The sequence below is a fragment of the Paenibacillus sp. FSL M8-0334 genome (assembly GCF_038000405.1).
GTDB classification, from domain to species: Bacteria; Bacillota; Bacilli; order Paenibacillales; family Paenibacillaceae; genus Paenibacillus_AQ; species Paenibacillus_AQ campinasensis.
On sequence record NZ_JBBOCH010000001.1, the window covers coordinates 407,164 to 427,273 of the forward strand.

The following is a 20,110-nucleotide window of genomic DNA, read 5'->3' on the forward strand; positions in this document are numbered from 1 at the left end:
CTCACTGTCCCTCTCCCTCCTTCATCTGTCCGAGCAGCTCCCATACCTGATTTCGTCCAGGCTTGCCAAGCAGCTGATAGTCGCTGCCTTCAATCGCTTCGTCAAACTGGCACACTGGACGGTACGGACAGAACGTACACGCTGTCTCCTGCTGTATGCGATACGGCTCGATTGCAACATCCCCGCCAGTAATCCGGGCGCCGATCGTTTGAATATTGTCCCGTACGGCCGAGAGAAGCACATCCCACTGCTCGGGCGTCGCCACAGCCGCACTGCTGTAGAAGCTGCCGTCGGCTTTCACCGCCACCGGCAGAATGGCCGAGTGCCCCTTCTCCAGATAGGAGTCCATGAGGGACACCGCCTCCCGATCCGCCAGCAGCAGACCCTTCATCTTGAACCGCTTAAGCAGTTCCTCGGCCGCCTGCTCAGGGGCCATGCCGTTAGCCGACTGCAGCACGGGATCATGCACGTGAAAATACAGCGTCCCTCCAGGCAGCGCGTGCTCTCCAAGCCAATCTTCCGCGAACGTCAGCAGCACGTCGAGATAGGTCAGCATCTGAAGAGACAGCCCGTAATATACCTCATGCAAACGCAGATCCGTCTGGCTGGATTTGTAATCGATCACGCGCAGCAGCAGACCGTTCTCGCCACGCGCCATATCCACCCGGTCGATCCGTCCGACAATCTCCATCGTCACCCCGCCCGGAAGCTGAAAGGTAAGCGGCGGCAGCGGCTGGCCCGGACCGAAATCCAGCTCAAGCCCCACCGGCTCAAAGTGGCCTCTGCGCGCCTGCTCGCCCAAAATGACGGAAGCCCGGCCGACTATATTTTTAAGCTTGCGCTTGATGTAACCGTATCGCTTGGAGCTGAGCAGTATTTCGCCCTGCAGCATCGGCGCTAGACGCTCTACCGTTTCCTCGGCTTCGCGCAGGCATTCCTCCGGCGTCAGCTGTCCCCAGCTCCGATGCTGGGCCTGAAATTTCTGGGCCATGCTGCTGAGCGCAGCATGAAACAGCTGCCCGATATCCGGAGCTTGAAGGCGGTAGAGCTGGCGCTCCCGCAGCTTCAGGCCGTGAGAGGCAAAATGCGAGAACGGACAGGCAACAAACCGCTCCATTCGCGATACGCTCGTCCGCAGCTTCGTTCCGTACAGCCGCTTGCTTGTCTCCTGCCCCAGCCTGCGAGCCTCATTCGTATATTGAAGCGAAGTCAGCATACGTTCCAGTGAACCTCTCCACTCCGGCTGCTCCGCAAACCAGTTGTATACATGCCACCACAGGTCGGGAATCCGCTCCCCGTTCATCCACTCCCGAAGGCGAGCGGTCAGATAGGCCAAGGATTTTCCCGGATGAACCGCATAGCGCTCCTGCTCGTCGGCGCTTAGTCCTCCGTGCGGCCGCGGCGGCAATGCGCCTTCCTCGACCCTGAACATACGCTTCAGATGACGGATCACCTCCGACGGCAGCAGCGGCTTCCCTTCATCATCCGCTGCAGGATAGCTGACCCACAGCTGCATGCTCGCTGACGTCAGCGCCCTGTAGATCAGAAATCGTTCATCGAGCAGCTTTCTGGCGATGCCCGGGGCCAGCTCCACGCCGGCTTGCTCCAGGCTTGTCCGCTCCTGCTCAGTCAGAACGCCGTCGTCCTGAAACTGGGCCGGAACGACGCCTTCATTCATCCCGAGCAGAAATGCGTATTTCACGCCGCCCGCTCTCGTCCGGTCCATGCTGCCAATCAGCACCTGATCCAGCGCCGGAGGAACCAGTCCCATCTTCAGCTCAGTCAGACCGGTGTCCAGCACGCCGGCGAACAGCTCGGTCCCCAGCTTCTCGCTTCCCATCATCTCCACAATTTGATCCAGGAGATCAAGCACAGCGCTCCATACCTGACGATGCTCCCTCGCCTCTTCCGGCCGCCCGGCCTCCAGTGCAGCGCGGCTCAGCAGCTCCAGCTTCTCCGGAATCGCCAGCTCTTCCATAAGCAAGTACACCGCCGTGCACTGCTCCTTGGCTGTGCCAGCCTTCTTCAATCGCTTCTCGAATGACAGCAAAGGGGCCGCTATAGCAGCCCTGCAGCGCTCGATCAGCTGATGTGCTTCATCCACCCTGTCGGCCCTGCTGTATGCATCCTCCCCATCTTCAAGCGACAGGCTTGGCACGCCGCGCCATGGACGTCCATCGGTCCAGCGCGAGCCTTGAATGCCGGAAGCCAGCACGAAGTTCTCAAGCTTATCCATGTCTTCGCGGGACAACGAGCCGTCCAGCGGAAGCACCAGATCGGTCTTGATGCAGCGGAACACATCCTCATATCGCCAGCGCCGCACAATGATATCTAGCGCCGAACGCAGAAATTCCACAACCGGGTGGTGCAGCTCGCTTCGCTTCTGGTCCAGAAAGAACGGAACGCCATATTCCTGGAATAGCGGACCAGCCAGATGCTCGTATTCATTCAGGTTGCGTACAAACACGGCCATCTCGCGGAACCGGGCTCCTTCCTCCCGGACGAGGCGGAGCATTTCACGCAGCGCCCCCTCGATTTCCGCCCGCCGATGGCTGGCCGCATATAGAAGCAGCCCGTCTGAGCCATCCAGCGCCAGCGGCTTGCCTTGCCACCGGATCTTCCGGTCATAGCCCGACTCCACATGGGCAAGTGCGGGCCGATCCTGAAAGCGGGGAAGCGGATCGGGTCTAAGCACATGATCTTTCGTCTCTACGCCCAGCTCATGGGCGATCCCCTTCAGCTTTATGTACGTAACTGCAGCCGGGTGGAACAAATCGAGCTCATGCGGGGCCGTTCCTTCGGCATAGGGCTTGTCCAGCGTCAGCGCAACCGTAACGCTGCCCGCATGCCGGATCAACTCGCTGAGCACCCTGTATTCCTGGGGGGTAAACCCGTTGAAGCCGTCGATCCATACCTCAGCCCCTCGCATATACGCGGAAGCTGACATCCCTTCAGCCAGCGTGGCGAGCGTATCCTCCTCATCCATATACAATCGCGAGATTTCAAGTTCAAAATCCCGATATACCTTCAGAATATCTTCAAGCTTCCGCTGCAGCAGCGGAGAGCCGTTTCCCGGGGCGGACAAGCGCTCCAGCTGCTCCTCGATGCAGCCGGTATCCACACAATACCGCTTCAGCTCCGTATACAGCTCGCTCAGCTTTCCGACGAACCCGAGCTGCTCCCCAGAATCCTTAAACAGATTGAGTTCCTCTTTGCGGCGCCTTAAAATTTTGTAAAGGAGCATCCGCTTGCCTTCCTCACTGACGGCCACTTTGGCGGCACCGCCCGTCTCCTGCATCACTCTGTAGGCCAAACGGCGGAAACTGAGCACCTGGGCCCGCATCGTCCCCCGGACATCATCCGAAGCGACGAGCGCATATTCAGCCTCAAAGGAGCCCTGCTCCGGCACGAGCAGAATCATCGGGCTACCCGAAGGGTTCTCCTTCAACCGCTCTGCAATCGCCCGACGGATGGCCGTGCTTTTTCCGCTGCCGGACCTGCCGATCAGAAACTGAACCGACATGCTGTTCCTCCTCCCATGTTCCAGCTCTGCTGAAACGTTATATACGAATCCATTGTCTCTACTTTAGAGCGATCTATAAAGCGTCTATTCACGCAAATTACTATGCTTCACTAAAGAGCCGGCCCTTGGGTATCCAGCAGGCTCAAGCCGCCCTTCAACTCGCTTCGCAGCATGCCTGACGGATCGTAAATCCAGCGGGCAATAGCCTGAAGCTGATGGTTAATAGTATAACATAAGTCCATATCCACGGAACATACGTTTGGATTTATTTAGCATTCGGACCAGCAGACTGGGGACCGTATCTCCACGCCAAAAAGCCCCCTCCACACCGGGAGAGAGCCTTTCATTTCCATATGGATGGAGCCAATCCGAACCGCTATATTTTAAGTTTGCTTCTCACTTCGAAGATGGCAAACTTCAGGTAGTGTCCTTCCTGAACACCGAGAATTTGCGGGTGATCCTTGCCCGCAGCCCGCCATTCGACCAGACGCAATACTTTACCTGCATCTTGCGCTGCCTCCTGGATCGTCTCGAGGAACAGATCCGGACGCATATGATAGGAACAGCTTGCGGTGACAAGATAACCGCCCTCGTTAACGAGCTTCATGCCGTGCAGATTGATATCCTTATAGCCGCGGCAAGCGCCCTTCACCGCCGATTTTGTCTTGGCAAACGCCGGCGGATCAAGAATGACAACATCCCAGGATCGCCCGCCCCCGGCCGTGAGCGGTTTGGAGGTATCCACCTTCTGATCCGCGCGTGCGCGCTGCTCACGCTCCTCCAGTCCTTTAACCTGGTTCCGCAAGTAGACAAAAGCGTCATCAACAACAAACTCCACCCGTTCCTGGAAGCCATTCAGCTCCACATTCTCCCGCGCGCTGTCAATGGCGTGCTGGGAAATATCCAGGCAGGTAACCTTCTTCGCCCCGTACTGGCAGGCGTGAAGGGTGAAGCTGCCCGTATGCGAGAAGCACTCCAGCACCGTCGCGCCGTCCCAGAACGGAAAGGTAACCTCCTTGCCGCTTTTGTTCACAGGCACCCTCTTCTTCTGTCCGTCCGCTTCGATCTCCTGCAGTGTAATGCCGCTGCGTTTGCCCCAGCCGGTCATCAGCGGCTTGATCGACGCACGATTCTCCCGCTGATCGAAGAAATAGCCCGTTTTCTGGCCTTCCACAATGTCCACTTTGATCTTCAGGCCGTTCTCGGTCACCGTGACATGGCGCGGGCATTCCCCATACAGCGGGCCCTTGCGCTGCTCAAGGCCTTCCAGCTCCCGAACGGATACATCGCTCCGCTCATATATTCCGGTCGGGTTCACAACTTCAACCAGCGCGCTCACAATCTCGTCACGGCAGCGATCCATCCCGAGCGTCAGCAGCTGGATAACCAGCACGTCAGCAAAGCGGTCCACGATGAGCCCGGGAAGAAAATCGGCTTCGCCATATACAAGACGATACGCGTTCTCCCCTTGCACAAACCGTTCTCTGTGACTCATGCACTGACGGAATCGTTCAGCGAAGAAAGCCTGGTCCATCTGCTCAATAGGCTCATAAGATACGACCCGCACCGTAATTTGCGAGGCCGGATTATAATAGCCGGCGGCCAGGAAGCGACCTTGATGGTTCAGTACCTGCACCAATTCCCCCGCAGCAGGTTCCCCTTCAACAGAGGCAATCTCGCTCTTGAATATCCAGGGATGGCCCTGCTCCAATCTTTTTTTACGGCTCCGATCCAAAATTACCGATGGCACTTACACTTCACTCCTCTATTTGTCTCCCCGGGGCTATTCATTGGCATGCATGTCCGCCCCCGGTCATATACGTAGTTAAAAAGGCTGCCTTCGAAGCAACGAATTCATCTGCCAGAAAAGGAGAACATCATGCTGTCTTCACTATGGTTTCCTATCTGTTACGGCCTTGTCCTGTTTCTGCTTGGCATGAAGGTGATGGAAGCCGCGCTGCAGCGCTGGGCCGGTCCCCTTCTGCAGCGATGGCTGCACAAGGCGACCTCGACTCCGCTGAAAGGCATGGTGTCCAGCATGGCGGTTACGGCCCTGCTCCAGAGCAGCACAGCCGTAACCGTGCTGTCAATCGGATTCGCCAATGCCGGACTGCTCAGCTATTCCGGAACGCTTGGCATCATCCTCGGCACCAACATCGGGACGACCGTCACCACCGAGCTGATCAGCCTGCAGATCGGACAGGCTGCGCTGCCGCTGCTGACGCTGTCCTTGATGCTCTGGGCAGGACTGGTCATATCCGCCGAGCGGGTCCCCCGCGGCTATGCGTCGCTGAAGAACCTGCTGACACGCAGCCAGTATCTGTGCCTTGCGGCCGCCGGTTTTGCCGCCATTCTGCTCGGTATCCGCTTCATGCAATCCATCGGGGCTGACCTGGAGCGCCTCGGCCTGTTCCAGTGGTTCCTTGATCAGGCTGCCCAAAGCGTCCTCTGGGGCATTGCCGCAGGCGCCGTACTGTCGGCGATCATGCACAGCAGCGCGGCCGTGATCGCGATGGCGATGAGCCTGGCTACAGCCGGCGCGCTGCCGCCCGAGCTTGGCGTTGCCATCGTCGTCGGCTCCAATGTAGGCACCTGTGTCACCGCCCTGATCGCCGCCATCGGCAGCACCGCTGCCGGTCGCTTTGTCGCCTGGTCCCATATGGTGCTCAATATCGGGGGAGCGGTGCTGTTCGCCCCATTCATCCTCGGACTGACCACCGTCTCGGGCTGGTTTGCCGCTGGTCCGGCCGGACAGATCGCCCACGCCCAGACGCTGTTCAACATCATCTGTTCCCTGCTGGCCCTGCCGTTATGCTATCTCCCGGTATGGTCCCGGAAACCCCGCCCCTGATCGGGAGGTTCGGCCGTTGCGGCGGATTTAGCGAGGAATGTTCACCTGAAGCAGCTCCAAAGCTTTGCGCAGGATGACATCATTGTTGTTATACCCGTTGCGGCGCTGCTTGTTCCAGGCTTCCAGCGGCGCATGCCAATCCACCCCGTTGATTTCTTCCAGCTGGGGTTTCAAGGTGCCTTGCACTGCTTCAACGAGATAATAATGAACCTCCTTGTCCACAATACCGTATTCAGGATGATTGTATTTATAAGGAATGATATCCACTCGTGTGATGATGCGGCCAACAATGCCCGTCTCTTCAACAATTTCGCGCAGCGCGGTCTGCTCCACCGTTTCACCCGGCTCCATTTTGCCTTTCGGAAGAGAGGTCTTGCCGTACCGGTCCTGGATGAGCTGAATTTGAAGCTCGCCTTCATGGTATCGGTACACGACGCCGCCTGCGGATATCTCTTTTCGTGTCATGTCTGCATCCTCCTTCATGTGCAACAAGGATTTCACTTCCGGTTGAATTCGGGAAATGAAATCCTTGTCAGGTACGGCCAAGCCGAAAGATTACTGGGCGGCTGCCGTTAATCCGTTGTGCATAACGCTGACCAGTTCGCCTTCGCACTCATTGACTCCGGCCTTGGTCACCTTTACGCGGCACATCTGGCCTTCAAGATCTGACGATCCGTTGAATACCAGTTGAAGATAGTTGTCGCTGTATCCCTGCATTTTCCCGGAACCGCCCTTGTACTCGCGCTCCGGAATCACTTCCAGCACCTGGCCGACAAAGCGTTTGGCATACGCCAGCTGAAGCTGTTCAGACAGGTCGATCAGCTCATGAACGCGCGCGTTCTTCACCTCTTCGTCCACCTGATCCTCCATCCGGGCAGCCGGAGTGCCGGTCCGCTTCGAGTAAGGGAAGACATGCATCTCCGAGAATTGAATTTCTTTCATCAGGTTGTAGCCGTTGCGGAACATCTCGTCCGTCTCCCCAGGGAAGCCGACGATCACATCGGTCGTGATGCCCACATCAGGCATCGCTTGACGAATCAAGCCCATCTTGTTGTAAAATTCCTCGGTTGTATATTTGCGGCGCATCCGCTTCAGAACCGTATCATCGCCCGCCTGCAGCGGGATATGTAGATGACGGCACATTTTGCTGGAGCGGTTAAGCACGTCGAGCATCTTCTCGTCGATTTGGCTGGCTTCGATGGAGCTGATGCGAATGCGCTCCAGGCCGTCCACCCGGTCGAGATCCCACAGCAGATCGGACAGTTTGTAATCCTCCATATCGTCGCCGTAACCGCCGGTGTGAATGCCGGTCAGCACAATTTCCTTGTACCCGGCTTCCACAAGCTGGTTGGCCTGCTTGAGGATGCTCTTCGGATCCCGGCTGCGCGACAGGCCGCGCGACCAAGGAATGATGCAGAAAGTGCAGAAATTGTTGCATCCGTCCTGAATTTTGAGGAACGCCCGCGTGCGCTCAGCAAAATCCGGCACATCCATTTCCTCGAACACTCTCGTTTTCATAATGTTGCGTACTGCATTGATTGGCTGGCGTGTTTTTTCGATATCATGAATGAAGCTCATAATTTTATCCCGGTCCTGGTTCCCGATTACGAGGTCAACCCCCGGAATATCCAGAATCTCGGCTGGCGATGTTTGCGCATAGCAGCCTGTAACCGCCACGATGGCGTCAGGATTGCGGCGAACGGCCCGTCTGATCATCTGCCGGCTCTTCTTGTCTCCGGTATTGGTCACGTGGCACGTATTAATAAGGTATACATCGGCAGTTTGCTCGAAATCCACCTGCTCGTAGCCTTCATTCTTGAAGTACTGCCAGATGGCTTCTGTATCGTAAAAGTTGACTTTGCAGCCCAGTGTGTAAAATGCTACGGTTGGCATGATCAAACTCCCCCCATTTCTCCAGATTCATATAAAGCGCAGGTCAACGCCGTCATTCCGGCGGTTTCGCAGCGCAGTATTCTTCGCCCGAGTCCGACAGCTTCCGCTCCGGCTTCTTCGGCGATTCGGACTTCATCCTCCGTAAAGCCGCCTTCAGGACCGATAACCAGCAGCAGGCTGGCCACCGCGCCCGAATCGGCAAATATCTGCTCAACAAAAGGCTTGAGCCGGTCCCGGATGTGCAGTCCCTGCTCTTTCTCATAACAAAAGTATACGGCATCATAGGCCGAGAATGTCTGCAGCAGCGTCTTGAAAGATACCGGCGAATCGATCACCGGAATCCGGTTGCGATGCGCCTGCTCTGCTGCTTCCTTAGCGATTTTGCGCCAGCGCTCAAGGCGCTTTCCTTCCTTTTTGGCATCATACTGAACGATGGTCCGCTCAGACCAAAAGGGCGCAAAAGCCACCGCACCGATCTCGGTGCACTTCTGGATCACCGTCTCCATCTTGTCCCCTTTGGGCAGACTCTGGGCAACGGTCACTTGCAGCCGCGGCTCTGCGGTCATCTCCAAATATTCAACAACAACGGCGCTTACAGCGGCCGAGTCGATGCTGTCGATTTCCACCAGCGCTTCCCGGTCTTCTCCATCGCTGACAATAAACTTGTCTCCGGCCCTTCCGCGCATCACCTTGGCAATATGGCGGGCGTCATCGCCCGTTATCTCAACGCGCTCCCCAGCGAACTGCGCGGGAGCAACAAAATATCGCTGCATCTCTTATCCTCACCTAACTCCAAAATCGCCAAACCCCATCATACAACTTTTCCGCTTGCCTGACCAGAGAAAAGACGTGAAAATCCCGTTATTTTAGCCGCTTCACCGAAATGAAGCATCATCATCCTCCGAAGAGGAGGATAAACAGATTCAAAAATTCGATCGACAGCATATGGGCCGCATTATACAGCGGTCGGATCGTATGCGCCTGAAACGCCGGTACAATGATGATCATCAGGAAGATCAGAATCGACCATTGCTCGATCACTCGCAGTCTGGCACTGACGCGCGGAGGAAGCACCTCCGACAAAATTCGATATCCATCCAGCGGAGGAAGCGGAATGAGATTGAACAAGCACAGAAAGAAATTCAGTAAAATAAACGTATTAAAGAAAATATGAACCGCTTGATCCACCCGATTCGTTCCGACCGCGTCGATCACTCCGAACTGGTACAGTGCCGCATAGATCAGCGCCCCCACAATGCCGAGCGCCAGATTGCTGAGCGGCCCGACAGCCGACACGATCACACTCATCCTGCGCGGGCGGCTGAAGTTGTCGCGATTCACAGGGACCGGTCTTGCCCAGCCGAAACCGGCAATAAGCAGCAGGAAGATGCCCAGAAAATCAAAATGCACAGCCGGATTCAAGGTGACGCGGCCCAGCATTTTGGCCGTTGGGTCTCCGAACTTGTAAGCCGCATAAGCATGCGCAAACTCATGGACCGTAAAGGCAATCATCAGAGCAATCAGGTAAAAAGGAAGCTGGTCCAGCGGATAAAATAAAAGCTGATCTAAAAACTCCATCACTCACTCTTCCTCGCTACAAACGCTACCCAGTCATCCTCGCGGCGAATATCCGCAATCTCGAAGCCGGACGCCTTGAGCGCCTGATCGACCATCTCTTCCTTGTTCTTGTAAATGCCTGATGCAATGTAGATGCCGCCGGGCTGAAGCGCCTGGTACACATCATCCACAAACAACAGGATCACCTCGGCCAAAATGTTCGCTACCACAATTTGCACAGGCAGCGTTACGCCAAGCTCTGCCTTGTGCTCGCGATCCGTGAGCACGGACAGCAGGTCGCTCTCAACAATCGTAATCCGGTCCTCCAGCCCGTTCAAGCGCGTGTTCTCCTTGGCGCTCGATACCGCCACCGGGTCAAGGTCAAGCGCCAGAATCCGGGATGCCCCCAAATACGCCGCGCCGATGGACAGAATCCCCGAGCCGGTACCGACATCAATCACTTCCTCGCCGCCTTGAATGACCGACTCCAGCGTCCGCAGACAAAGCGAGGTCGTCGGATGCGTACCGGTGCCAAACGCCATGCCAGGGTCCAGCTCAATGATCGATTCCGCTTCGGATTCAGGCTCATATGTCTCCCAGGTCGGCTTGATGGTCAGCCGCTCGGACACCCGGATCGGCTTGAAGTACTGCTTCCATGCCGTCGCCCATTCTTCCTCGTTGACGGTCTTCATCTCATACCGGACTTCCCCGGTGTTAATGCCGAAATCGCTAAGCTCCTCAATGCGCGGAGCGATCTCGCTTACGATCGATTCCAAGGATACCGTCTCATCAAAGTACCCTTTAATGACGGCGCAGCCCTCGGGAATATTGTTAAACGGGACGATCTCATCGAACCATTGTCCGAGGGAGGTGTCCCTTTTTTTATGGACAGTACCGGATTCCTCGATGGAGACGCCCCCGGCCCCGGCTTCATGCAAAAAGTTCGTAATCATCTCTACGGCTTCTTCCGTAGTATGTATCGTTAATTCATGCCATAACATGTGCAGCAGATCCTCCTCATTTGTACATAGCTTCTATTGTACTATATAGTGGACCTTTGACACAAAAGGAATCAAACCTATTTTCACTCGGCCAAAATACAAAAAAGCCCCTCTTACCGAGATCCATTCCGGGCAAGAGGGCTTCGTTCCTGATAGCGCATGTTGCACCGGGCCATTCATTGGCCCTGCTGATCCTTCAAAATCTCTCTCAGCTGCCGTTTGTCAGCCGCCTCGCTGCGACGAAGCGCCTCCGCATCATCGGCGTCCGCCTCGGCTGCTGCAAATTCTACATCCTCGTTCTGCACCGTTTCACGGGCAAGCAGCTTTTCGGTTTTGCTAAGAATTTTACCTTTCTTTACTCTTCGCATCATAAGTATATGACTCCTTTCTTGATCCATAACTCTAGCGGCTAACATCAAGGCTTAGCCCGCCCTGTCTATACCATCCCGCCAGACTGCTCAATGATGTTCATAGCCCGGTCAAACACGCTTTCGTCCAGCACGACAGTCAGCAGAATGTCGCGGCCCTCAAGTCCGTCCTGCCGCCCATCGCTCATCCCGCTGGCCGATGGATCTGCGGCGCCAAGAATGCCTGCCGAACGGTTCGACAACGCGGCATTCTGGGTCATCGAGGTCAGACTGTCAATATCCCCGGTCAGGGGGTGCATCGTATCATTCAATTCGCCGCCCGGATACGCGCTGAAGCGGTCGATGGACATGTCAGCCACCCGCAGCGCCTCCAGCTTTCGGGCGACGAGCTGGGCTTGCTCCGGACTTTTGAAGTAAGCAAGAATGTTCTTCTCTGCCATTTCTTTCACCTGCAATTCTTCTGTTCAATTTTCGTGGCGGATTCTGTATGTTCGGGTGGAACGATCCTAGGTTGCTTCAATGTCCGCCGTTTTATTCCGCTCGTTGTGCCAGGCGCTTCTTGCGGAACTGTGTGCACGGCCAGTCGTCGATTGGACACGTCAAAAAGCCCGGTGCAAGAACTTATGTCCCTGCACCGGGCCATTGCCGGAATGCTGTGCCTATTCACAGAGTAAAGGATCGGCGACTTTGCCTGCCGCGTCGTAAGCTTGAGCTTTCGCCTCAAGCTTACGACGCGTATCTGGCATCATCCCGAGAACGGAACCGATTGCGCTTCCTGATCCAATGTATACTTCACTTGCATCACGATGTTCTGCTCATGGTCGCCGAACTGACGGCCAAACAGATTCAGCCCTCCCTGGTGAACGGCATCCGGCTTGATGCCGATGCGCAGCCGTAATTTCGGGCTCTCCGTGAGCCCGAGCTCACTCAGTTTCACATCGGATACCTTTTCCATGTCCAGCGTTGTTTTCTCATGATCCACACGCCATCTTTTCAGAAGACCATATTGCGTAGCCCAGTCATACCACCAGTTCGGATTCAGCCTCCCGCGGCGGTCTCCGAAATCCCCGGGACTTGTCCACATGCCGATCTCGATGCCGTTCACCCAGACCGATATGTTCGACGGCCAGTTATGATCATAGTTCGGCGCCTCAGAGCACATCTCCATCGACAGCTCCAGCGACTCGATACGCGCCCCGGCCGGAATGTCCATCGGCAGCAGGTATTCCAGATAACCCTTGCGCAGCCAAATAATCTGGGCATTGACATGCTTCGGATGATAGAAGCTTGCCGGCTCATCTTCCTTGATAATATAACCTTCCGTATTGGCCATTCCGCAGGTCGGATGCACCTCACAGTCACTGTAATGCCCGATGGGCATCTCCACCTCATAGACATGGGTTACCCCTTTAGGCATGGATGTTCTTAAATTCAAGGCAATATGAATGTCGTCATAATTCCGGCTGCACACTTTCATTGCCCCACGGGATGCAGGAAGCAGTTCAGTTTGTATGAGTTCAGCGGCCTCCAGCACTTTCACGTTGCTGGCTACAGTCGAGACGGGAAGCTTGAGCTCCTCGGCAATCTCCATAATATTTAAATTTTTGGAGTTCAGAAGCCGAAGAATATCCACGCGGGAACGCGTCGATAAGGCATGAGCCACCGTTACAAGCTTCTCCGGGTCGTTAATATTAAGTTCCAGCACGAATTTGCTCCCCTTTTATGTTAATCGTTACCTTCATCTTACTTGGTAATGAATCGAAAAACAATCCAGCCGGAAAGGCTTCCACTCGTGCGCTGCTTAGGGGTTGCCGCCTGACAAAGAGCACGCCGCGGAAGGAAAAGGGCTCCCGGAAATCCGGGAGCCCCTCAGCATTCAGCTTGTATTGCACGGGCAACGGCGCATTATCCGCCGCTCCCTCTTCCCTTTAATTCGCCGGTTTGATGTCAAAGAAATCAATCTCTCCGTAGCCTTCGCCTTTAGTAAACCGGATCGTGTTCTCACCGGCATTCAGATGAATCCGGGCAGTGGACAGGGTCCAATTCTCCCAGCCTTTATTCGTAATATGGAATTGGCTTGAAGGCCCGCCATTGACGCTGAGAAGAAGATGCGACCAGCCTCCGCCGGCGGTTCCATTTGCCGTTCTGGCCAGAAGGATGTATTCGCCTGCACTCGGCACATGCACCGTATACTGTGCAAAGCTGTCCGCTGTGTCGATATAACCGGCTTTGGCTCCCCCGGATCCGTTCGGGCTTGCCGCCGCGCGCGCAGTACCGCCAAAGACGCCTTCCTCTCCCTCATAACGGATGTGCGGCGCCTCGCCGGAAGGCAGCGCTATCGGCACATTCGGATTGACAGGCACACCGAGATTTGGCGTGTTGTCGGCGTTCCAGCTGAATTTTTGCATCCGGATTTCCCGATTCCACCCGGCATTGTCGTACTTGGCCGTGTGGTATAACATCCAGTCCTCAGTGCCGTCCGGCGATTTCGTGAACGAATGATGGCCCGGTCCGAACAGTCCGTTCCCAGATCTGAATATCGGCTGGCTGCGCTTGGTCCAGGATGCCGGATTCAGCAAATCGCTGGACGTGCTCGCTGTGATCAGCCCCAGGCAGTAGTCATTCGTCCAGCTGCCGCTGGCGGAATACACCAGGTTGATGACCCCGTTTCGAATGATCACCTGTGGCCCTTCATTCACATGCGGGGAATGGTTGGTTTCCCAGCTGTAGGTTGGCCTTGCAATTTCGACACGATGCGAGCCAATCGTCCAAGGATTGCTCATCCGCGCGATATACAGATTCTGCCGGACATCCGTATCACCTTCCCAGCCAGACCATATGAAATACAGCTGTCCGCCTACCTCCAGCACGGTGCCGTCGATCGCCCATTTATTGGTCGGATCGGTAATCTGGCCTTTATACTGCCATGTGCCCTGCGTTGGATCTGGCGACGTGTTCTCCATCACGTACATGCGATGATTGACATTGTCCCCGTCATCCTTCGCATAATAGATGTACCAGGCGCCATGGATATAATGCAGCTCAGGGGCCCATATATTGCAGCATCCGGTTTCTACAACGGTGGTTGGCGCCGCATCTACCGTTGTCAAATTCCGCGATTTCCAGATCGTCACGTTGCCGCCGGTCGTCTTCGTGAAATAATAGTAGCCGTCCGTGTGCTTGTAAACCCACGGATCTGCACCATCCTGCATGATCACGTTATAGAAATTATGCTGCTGAGTTGCAGCATGCGCAGTCGGTCCGATCGGAAAAATAAGAAGCAGGCATACCGTGATCAGCAGTGTATTCCGGTAACTCATCTTCATCATTCATTCACGTTCCTTTCGGATTAAATATTAGAACCAGAGCCGGCTGTGACAGGCATATTATCGTCCCATCATGATGCTGCGAATCGCTTCAAGCGGCGCCTTCGGCTCCCTGTCATAGGTCAGCAGACCGTTGATTTCCTGTTCCACATCCGTCAGCTGTGTATAGCAATACCCTTGGATAATCGGGGATGAGAACATCGGATCCACGACCGCCTTCAGACGAATCAGGAAATCCTCCTCGTTCTCCGCGCCGGAATATCCCCAGCCATCCCACTCACTCTTCTTGAAGGCGATGCCGCCAAACTCCGATACAAGAATCGGCTGCCCTTGGTAGGAAGCGCCTCCGACAAAAATTCTGCGGTTGGCCGGCATCGCCTCGACGGCTGATTCCGCCGTTTGGTAGCGCTGCTCCAGCACCTCCTGGCGGCTCTCATAATCATGGATCGTGACCAGATCGGTCGTCATATGCTCCCAGCCGTCGTTATACACGACAGGTCTTGTATCATCAAGGGATTTCGTTAAATGATACATCGCCAGCCCGTGCTGCTGCTGACGCACATCAATCTGCACGTTCGGCACGCCCCAGCTCTCATTGAGCGGAACCCAAGTCACGATGGACGGATGATTGTAATCGCGCTCCACAATTTCCTGCCACTCTCTGGTGAAGCGGCGGACATATTCCTCGGAATACTCATACGCATTGGCGGCCTCGCCCCAGACCAGCAGACCCAGCCGATCACACCAGTACAGGAATCTCGGATCCTCTGTCTTCTGATGCTTTCTGACGCCGTTAAAGCCCATTTCCTTCGTTAATTCAACATCCCGCTTCAGCGCTTCATCTGTCGGGGCAGTCAGAATGCCTTCAGGGAAATATCCCTGATCGAGCACCAGACGCTGGAAGTATGGGCGGTTATTCAGGCACAGCTTTCCGTCCTCGATGGACACTTTGCGCATGCCAAAATAACTTCGGACCTCATCCACAACTTCCCCGCCCTGAATGAGACGGAATTCGACATCATACAGATTCGGATGTTCAGGGCTCCACAGCCGGCCCTGGCCGTGATCGGTGAAATCGCCAAGCCCAATGGCCCGCAGCTGCTCGCTGCTCCGCAGCGAATATTGATCTTCCGCAATCCGGTCATTCCCGAAGGTTACGGTAACCTGCACTTTCAAATCTCCGGATGCCGGATACCCCTCAACGAACGTCCGGATGCGAATTTCATTCCGGTCAATGTCCGGAGTGATCATCACTTTGCGCAGATGAGCAGGGGACACCGGCTCGAGCCACACGCTTTGCCATATGCCGGTCGTGCGGGTATAGAAGATGGACTCGGACTTCTCACGCCAGTACTGCTTGCCCCGAGGCAATGTGACATCGCGGCTGAAATCCTCCGCCCGCACAACGACCGTATTGCCATCTTCCCGAAGTAAGCTCGTAATGTCAGCCTGGAATGGGGTGTGTCCCCCTTCATGCACCGCTGCCAGCTGACCGTTCACCCAGACCTTGGCGATATAGTCTACCGCCCCGAAATGAAGGATGATGCGCTTGTTCTTCCAATCTGCCGGGACTTCGAACGATCTGCGGTACCAGACGACATCATGAAAGGAAGGATCCCCGATGCCGCTCAGCTTGCTTTGGAAAGCAAAGGGCACATTGATTTTGTGCGAAAAAGGGACGCGCTTCTCCGTTTGGTACCAATATTCCTTCTCCCCGACACCAGCATCGTCAAATTGAAATTCCCACTCTCCGTTCAGGCACTGCCATGCCTTGCGGACGAATTGGGGGCGCGGATATTCCGCACGCGGGTACACGGTATGGTTTGCTTCTGTATTTTTCAAGATGTTCACTCCTAAACATATGGTTAATTTTTTTATATATCAGCCTTTGATGGAACCAACGTATACGCCCTTCACAAAATATTTCTGAAGGAAAGGATAGACCATTAAGATCGGAGCCGTCGATACCACGATCGCGCAGTACTTAACCAGCTCCCGGAACGCATTCGAGCTTTGGGCGCTGTTGATAACGACGCCGCCTGCGCTTCCCATCGTCGTGGCCGTGGAGTCATTCGCAACCAGAATTTCCTTCATTAACAGCTGCAGCGGGAACAGTTCCCGGTCTTTGAGCAGCACCATGGCGTTAAACCAGGAGTTCCAGTTGCCCACCATGTAATACAGGAAAATGACGGCCAGCGTTGCTCTTGACAGCGGTATGATGACATGCACCAATATTTTCGCCTGACCAGCGCCATCCATAACCGCCGCTTCCTCCAGCTCTCGCGGAATGGCTTGGAATGCTGTTCGCAGGATGATGATGTTCCACGTATTCAAGGCCGTTGGCAAAATCATGGCCCAGAGATTGTTGTACAGCCCGATGTCTTTCATCAGCAGGAACCAAGGAATAAGACCCCCGCCAAAAAACATCGTAATTGTGATGAAAACCATGATGTAATTTTTGAAATAGAGATCACGCCGGGACAATACGTAAGCGCCGAGAATGGTCATCACCATGTTGACCAGCGTTCCGAGTCCGACATAGATAATCGTATTTTTGTAACCGTTCAACAGGCTGTTGTCTTTAAATACCAGCTTATAGCCATCAAGCGTAAAGCCCAGCGGTTTGAACAGCGCGCCTTTATGGGCGATCAATGAGACCGGATCGCTGACCGAGGCAAACAAAATGTGCAAAATCGGATAAAAACAGACCAGTGTTAAAGCCGCTAACAGCGCATAGTTCGTAAAGTCGAATACTCTGTCTCCGATCGACTTACGCTTCCAGCTTCCTCTTGCCTTGAGCTGCTTGTTATTCATGGCTTTCCCTCTTTCTTACCATAAGCTGACTTCCGATCTGCGCTTGACGATGTAGTTCGTCAGCCAGAGCAGACCGAAGTTGACGACAGAGCTGACTAGGCCTACCGCAGCGGAATAGCTGAGACTGGCCTCTCGCAAGCCTCGCCTGTATACATAGGAGGCGATAACATCCGCCGTCTCATACGTAAGCGGGTTGTATAGCAGAATGATCTTTTCATAGCCGGATGCCATCAATCCGCCGACCGCAAAAATAAACAGAATAATAATGACCGGGCTGATCTGTGGCAGCGTAATGTGCCACATTTTCTTCACTCTGCCGATGCCGTCCATATCTGCCGCCTCGTACAAGGCGGGATCAACGGAGCTCATCGCCGCCAGGTAAATGATGCTGTCCCAGCCGATGCTCTGCCAGATGCCGGAGAACGTATAAATCGGCCGGAAGAAGGAGGCATATCCGAGCAGTGACGAGTAGTCTTTTCCCGTAATGGCCTGCAGAATCTGGGTGATGATCCCTTCATCCGCGGTAAAAATGTGAATGATCCCGCACACGACCACCAAGGAAATAAAGTGTGGCATATAGGTAATCGTCTGAACGGTTCTTTTGAATTTCGAGGACTTGACTTCGTTGAGCATCAGCGCCAAGATAATCGGTGCGGTGAAGCCGAAAGCAATGGCCCACACATTCAGCATCAGCGTATTCTTAACGACCCTCCAGAAGTAAGGCCCCTCGAAAAAGTCAATAAAATGTTTAAAGCCTACCCATTCACTCGCCCCGAATCCAAGCAGCGGCTTGAAATCCTTGAAGGCGATCATGACCCCCCACATCGGGCCGTAACAGAAGACCAGGAACCATGCAATCACGGGGAGCGCCATCAAATAAACGAACCAGTTCTTTTTCAGGTCCTTCTGGATCAGCAGTTTCGTATTTTTCGGTTGTGACTCCGTGTGGGGCTGGTTCATCTTCCTGTTTCTCCGAATGATCTCCATCTTCTAACCACCCGTTCTTAAGTAATCGAAGCTATCTTTGGTTATACCGATCCAGTGCCGCTTGATGGATGCTTAGAAACTCGTCAAGCCCCATGTTCTGCGCTTCTTTCAGGAACTGATCATAAGCATCTACCGGCAATTCTCCCATGATGATCTTCGCAAAATATTCCCCGCGCAGCGTCGACAGCTGATTGCCCAGTGCAGCTTCGCGTGAAGCTTCTTCTTTCGTGAACGTTAACGGCGGCACCGCCATGCTCGTATCCATATTCTCTGTCCAGTATTTGCGAATATCGCCCGAATAGCTTCCTTTGGCCACAATCAGCGGGTTGGAATGATGCTCATCGCGGATGTTCGGCCAGCTGTGCCAGCGGTATTTCCAGATCGTCACGGCTACCGGCTGACCATCAGGGTCGTTGTAGATGTGACTGTCCTCATGGAAATATGGCATGCCATTCTCATCCACCAGGTGAACGGTGCCGTATTCTCCGAAGTTAATGATTTCCCAGCCCTTCTTGCTGTAATTGAAATCCAGCCATGCCATAGCGGCTTCGATGTTGTCGCACTGGGTCGTAATGGCTGCTTCCGTTCCGGTACGCATGAAGTTTTTATACGTTGTGGCGGACTTGTCTCCCGCGTTCAACACCGGGTTCAGTGCCCCCACAAAGTCGATGTCGTTCTGTTCCTTCCAGAAGCTCCACATCGTATCTGGCGAATCCATAATCACCGCGGTATCATCGGAGATCGCGCTCGCCATCCGCTGGTTGAAGTCAGCTGTTGCCCAGTCGCGGTTCAGCAATCCTTCCTGATTCCATTTCTGCATGGTGGCCAGATATTCTTTCGCTTTCGGCTGTGCCGGCCCCCAGGCCACCTTGCCGTTCTCATCCAGGAACGTCCAGTCCCATACCCCAAATGCGCCGTTGATAATGCCTGTAAAAATCTGACCGTAGGACGAGCCGTAATTCAGCGGCGAGTTGTATCCAACTTCCTTCGCTTTTTTCAGGAATGTGTACCATTCGTCGATGGTGTTTGGCACATCAAGACCGGTTTTGTCCAGCGCCTCCTGCTTGATCAGCATGCCGAACCACGTCCATTCGGAGTATGGAGCAATGCCGTAGAAGCCCAGCAATCTGCCGTCGTCGGTCACCGTTGTTTTTCTTCTCATTTCATCCGAATTACGCCATGCGGTGTAGTTCGGTGCATGCTCTTCCATCAAGTCGGTCAAGTCGATGTAAGCTCCGTCGTTCACGCCAGCCTCAAGCCCTCCCGGATAGCGCCCCGGTTCGATGATGATATCCGGCAGATCACCGGAAGATATCATAAGCGTAAAAGCGTCTGCTTCCTGTCCGACCGGCGGTGTAATGAAGTTGACTTTAATGCCTGTCAGCTTCTCAATTTGTGCCTGCACCGCATGATTGTTCATATCCGGCACGTTGGAGTTGGCCGGCATCCATACATCCAGCACGACCTCTTCTTCAAACGGATAAGCCGAATAATCGCTTGGAATGACGGTATCGTATAAATCACCGAGATAGCTGTCATTGAGCGTGCTGTTCACTTCGTCAATCTGCTCTTGGGTCGGTGAGGTGTTGCCGCGGATGTCCGCGCTTATATCCGTAAATTCAACCTGATTTCTTTCCCGGGGTGCGGTTTCTTCTTTCGCCTCGGGCTCGTTGTTTGCACCTTGGCCGCTGCATGCGGTTACCGTCCAGATGAGCAGCAAAGCGGTCAACAGCATAGGAATCATTCGTTTCGGAATCGTTTTCATCTTAATCCTCCCTATTGATAATTAC

General features: G+C 54.6%; 16 protein-coding genes. 1 reads left to right on the forward strand and 15 read right to left on the reverse strand.

The features are described 5' to 3' along the window. Position 1 precedes the first annotated feature (1 nt). The gene (gene addB, locus MKX64_RS01860; protein WP_155617284.1) at positions 2-3,523 is read right to left on the reverse strand and encodes a helicase-exonuclease AddAB subunit AddB; all 3,522 of its coding nucleotides are present in this window, start codon (positions 3,521-3,523) and stop codon (positions 2-4) included. Positions 3,524-3,899: 376 nt separating this feature from the next. Beyond that, positions 3,900-5,273 (reverse strand): class I SAM-dependent rRNA methyltransferase, encoded by a 1,374-nt coding sequence (locus MKX64_RS01865; protein ID WP_095263110.1) that lies wholly within the window; start codon positions 5,271-5,273, stop codon positions 3,900-3,902. 129 nt (positions 5,274-5,402) lie between these two features. Between MKX64_RS01865 and MKX64_RS01870 the strand changes: the two genes are divergently transcribed. Continuing rightward, complete coding sequence (locus MKX64_RS01870) at positions 5,403-6,374, forward strand: Na/Pi cotransporter family protein (RefSeq protein ID WP_095263109.1); 972 nt, start codon at positions 5,403-5,405, stop codon at positions 6,372-6,374. A 27-nt stretch (positions 6,375-6,401) separates the two neighbouring features. Here MKX64_RS01870 and MKX64_RS01875 read toward each other — a convergent pair whose 3' ends face one another. The 13 genes from MKX64_RS01875 to MKX64_RS01935 all read right to left on the reverse strand — a co-directional run bounded on the left by MKX64_RS01875 (position 6,402) and on the right by MKX64_RS01935 (position 20,085). Then, positions 6,402-6,839, reverse strand: coding sequence for an NUDIX hydrolase (locus MKX64_RS01875; protein WP_095263108.1), 438 nt, complete (start codon positions 6,837-6,839; stop codon positions 6,402-6,404). Between the two features lie 90 nt (positions 6,840-6,929). Next, a complete protein-coding gene (mtaB, locus tag MKX64_RS01880) occupies positions 6,930-8,267 on the reverse strand; it encodes a tRNA (N(6)-L-threonylcarbamoyladenosine(37)-C(2))-methylthiotransferase MtaB (RefSeq protein WP_095263107.1) in 1,338 nt (445 codons plus the stop codon). Between the two features lie 2 nt (positions 8,268-8,269). Beyond that, the gene (locus tag MKX64_RS01885; RefSeq protein ID WP_095263106.1) at positions 8,270-9,040 is read right to left on the reverse strand and encodes a 16S rRNA (uracil(1498)-N(3))-methyltransferase; all 771 of its coding nucleotides are present in this window, start codon (positions 9,038-9,040) and stop codon (positions 8,270-8,272) included. 121 nt (positions 9,041-9,161) lie between these two features. Continuing rightward, positions 9,162-9,845, reverse strand: coding sequence for a site-2 protease family protein (locus MKX64_RS01890; RefSeq protein WP_095263105.1), 684 nt, complete (start codon positions 9,843-9,845; stop codon positions 9,162-9,164). Then, the gene (gene prmA / locus MKX64_RS01895; RefSeq protein ID WP_095263104.1) at positions 9,845-10,825 is read right to left on the reverse strand and encodes a 50S ribosomal protein L11 methyltransferase; all 981 of its coding nucleotides are present in this window, start codon (positions 10,823-10,825) and stop codon (positions 9,845-9,847) included. Before prmA ends, MKX64_RS01890 begins: the two co-directional genes overlap by 1 nt. A 176-nt stretch (positions 10,826-11,001) precedes the next feature. Beyond that, positions 11,002-11,196, reverse strand: a complete 195-nt coding sequence (locus tag MKX64_RS01900) for a YfhD family protein (protein WP_095263103.1) — start codon at positions 11,194-11,196, stop codon at positions 11,002-11,004. 65 nt (positions 11,197-11,261) lie between these two features. Next, on the reverse strand, positions 11,262-11,633 hold the full coding sequence (locus tag MKX64_RS01905) for a hypothetical protein (RefSeq protein WP_155617435.1): 372 nt from the start codon (positions 11,631-11,633) through the stop codon (positions 11,262-11,264). Positions 11,634-11,938: 305 nt separating this feature from the next. Further along, the gene (locus tag MKX64_RS01910) at positions 11,939-12,898 is read right to left on the reverse strand and encodes an ArsR/SmtB family transcription factor (RefSeq protein ID WP_095397438.1); all 960 of its coding nucleotides are present in this window, start codon (positions 12,896-12,898) and stop codon (positions 11,939-11,941) included. Positions 12,899-13,121: 223 nt separating this feature from the next. After that, entirely contained in the window at positions 13,122-14,519 is a 1,398-nt protein-coding gene (locus tag MKX64_RS01915) for a family 43 glycosylhydrolase (RefSeq protein ID WP_341036210.1), read from the reverse strand. Positions 14,520-14,579: 60 nt separating this feature from the next. Then, positions 14,580-16,361, reverse strand: a complete 1,782-nt coding sequence (locus MKX64_RS01920; RefSeq protein WP_341035256.1) for a glycoside hydrolase family 2 protein — start codon at positions 16,359-16,361, stop codon at positions 14,580-14,582. A 39-nt stretch (positions 16,362-16,400) separates the two neighbouring features. Continuing rightward, the gene (locus MKX64_RS01925; RefSeq protein ID WP_095263098.1) at positions 16,401-17,333 is read right to left on the reverse strand and encodes a carbohydrate ABC transporter permease; all 933 of its coding nucleotides are present in this window, start codon (positions 17,331-17,333) and stop codon (positions 16,401-16,403) included. A 15-nt stretch (positions 17,334-17,348) separates the two neighbouring features. Next, positions 17,349-18,320 carry an ABC transporter permease gene (locus tag MKX64_RS01930; RefSeq protein WP_095263097.1) on the reverse strand — a complete coding sequence of 324 codons (972 nt, stop codon included), beginning with the start codon at positions 18,318-18,320 and terminating at the stop codon, positions 17,349-17,351. A gap of 31 nt (positions 18,321-18,351) precedes the next feature. After that, positions 18,352-20,085, reverse strand: a complete 1,734-nt coding sequence (locus MKX64_RS01935) for an extracellular solute-binding protein (RefSeq protein ID WP_095263096.1) — start codon at positions 20,083-20,085, stop codon at positions 18,352-18,354. Between the last annotated feature and the right edge of the window lie 25 nt (positions 20,086-20,110).

Excerpts from the sequence above, each read along its gene's own strand:
- MKX64_RS01925 (WP_095263098.1), bottom strand. The coding sequence starts at position 17,333 with ATGAATAACAAGCAGCTCAAGGCAAGAGGAAGCTGGAAGCGTAAGTCG.
- MKX64_RS01890 (WP_095263105.1), bottom strand. The coding sequence starts at position 9,845 with ATGGAGTTTTTAGATCAGCTTTTATTTTATCCGCTGGACCAGCTTCCT.
- MKX64_RS01900 (WP_095263103.1), bottom strand. The coding sequence starts at position 11,196 with ATGATGCGAAGAGTAAAGAAAGGTAAAATTCTTAGCAAAACCGAAAAG.
- MKX64_RS01930 (WP_095263097.1), bottom strand. The coding sequence starts at position 18,320 with ATGGAGATCATTCGGAGAAACAGGAAGATGAACCAGCCCCACACGGAG.
- MKX64_RS01885 (WP_095263106.1), bottom strand. The coding sequence starts at position 9,040 with ATGCAGCGATATTTTGTTGCTCCCGCGCAGTTCGCTGGGGAGCGCGTT.
- addB (WP_155617284.1), bottom strand. The coding sequence starts at position 3,523 with ATGTCGGTTCAGTTTCTGATCGGCAGGTCCGGCAGCGGAAAAAGCACG.
- MKX64_RS01870 (WP_095263109.1), top strand. The coding sequence starts at position 5,403 with ATGCTGTCTTCACTATGGTTTCCTATCTGTTACGGCCTTGTCCTGTTT.
- MKX64_RS01935 (WP_095263096.1), bottom strand. The coding sequence starts at position 20,085 with ATGAAAACGATTCCGAAACGAATGATTCCTATGCTGTTGACCGCTTTG.
- prmA (WP_095263104.1), bottom strand. The coding sequence starts at position 10,825 with ATGTTATGGCATGAATTAACGATACATACTACGGAAGAAGCCGTAGAG.
- MKX64_RS01875 (WP_095263108.1), bottom strand. The coding sequence starts at position 6,839 with ATGACACGAAAAGAGATATCCGCAGGCGGCGTCGTGTACCGATACCAT.
- MKX64_RS01905 (WP_155617435.1), bottom strand. The coding sequence starts at position 11,633 with ATGGCAGAGAAGAACATTCTTGCTTACTTCAAAAGTCCGGAGCAAGCC.
- MKX64_RS01915 (WP_341036210.1), bottom strand. The coding sequence starts at position 14,519 with ATGAAGATGAGTTACCGGAATACACTGCTGATCACGGTATGCCTGCTT.
- mtaB (WP_095263107.1), bottom strand. The coding sequence starts at position 8,267 with ATGCCAACCGTAGCATTTTACACACTGGGCTGCAAAGTCAACTTTTAC.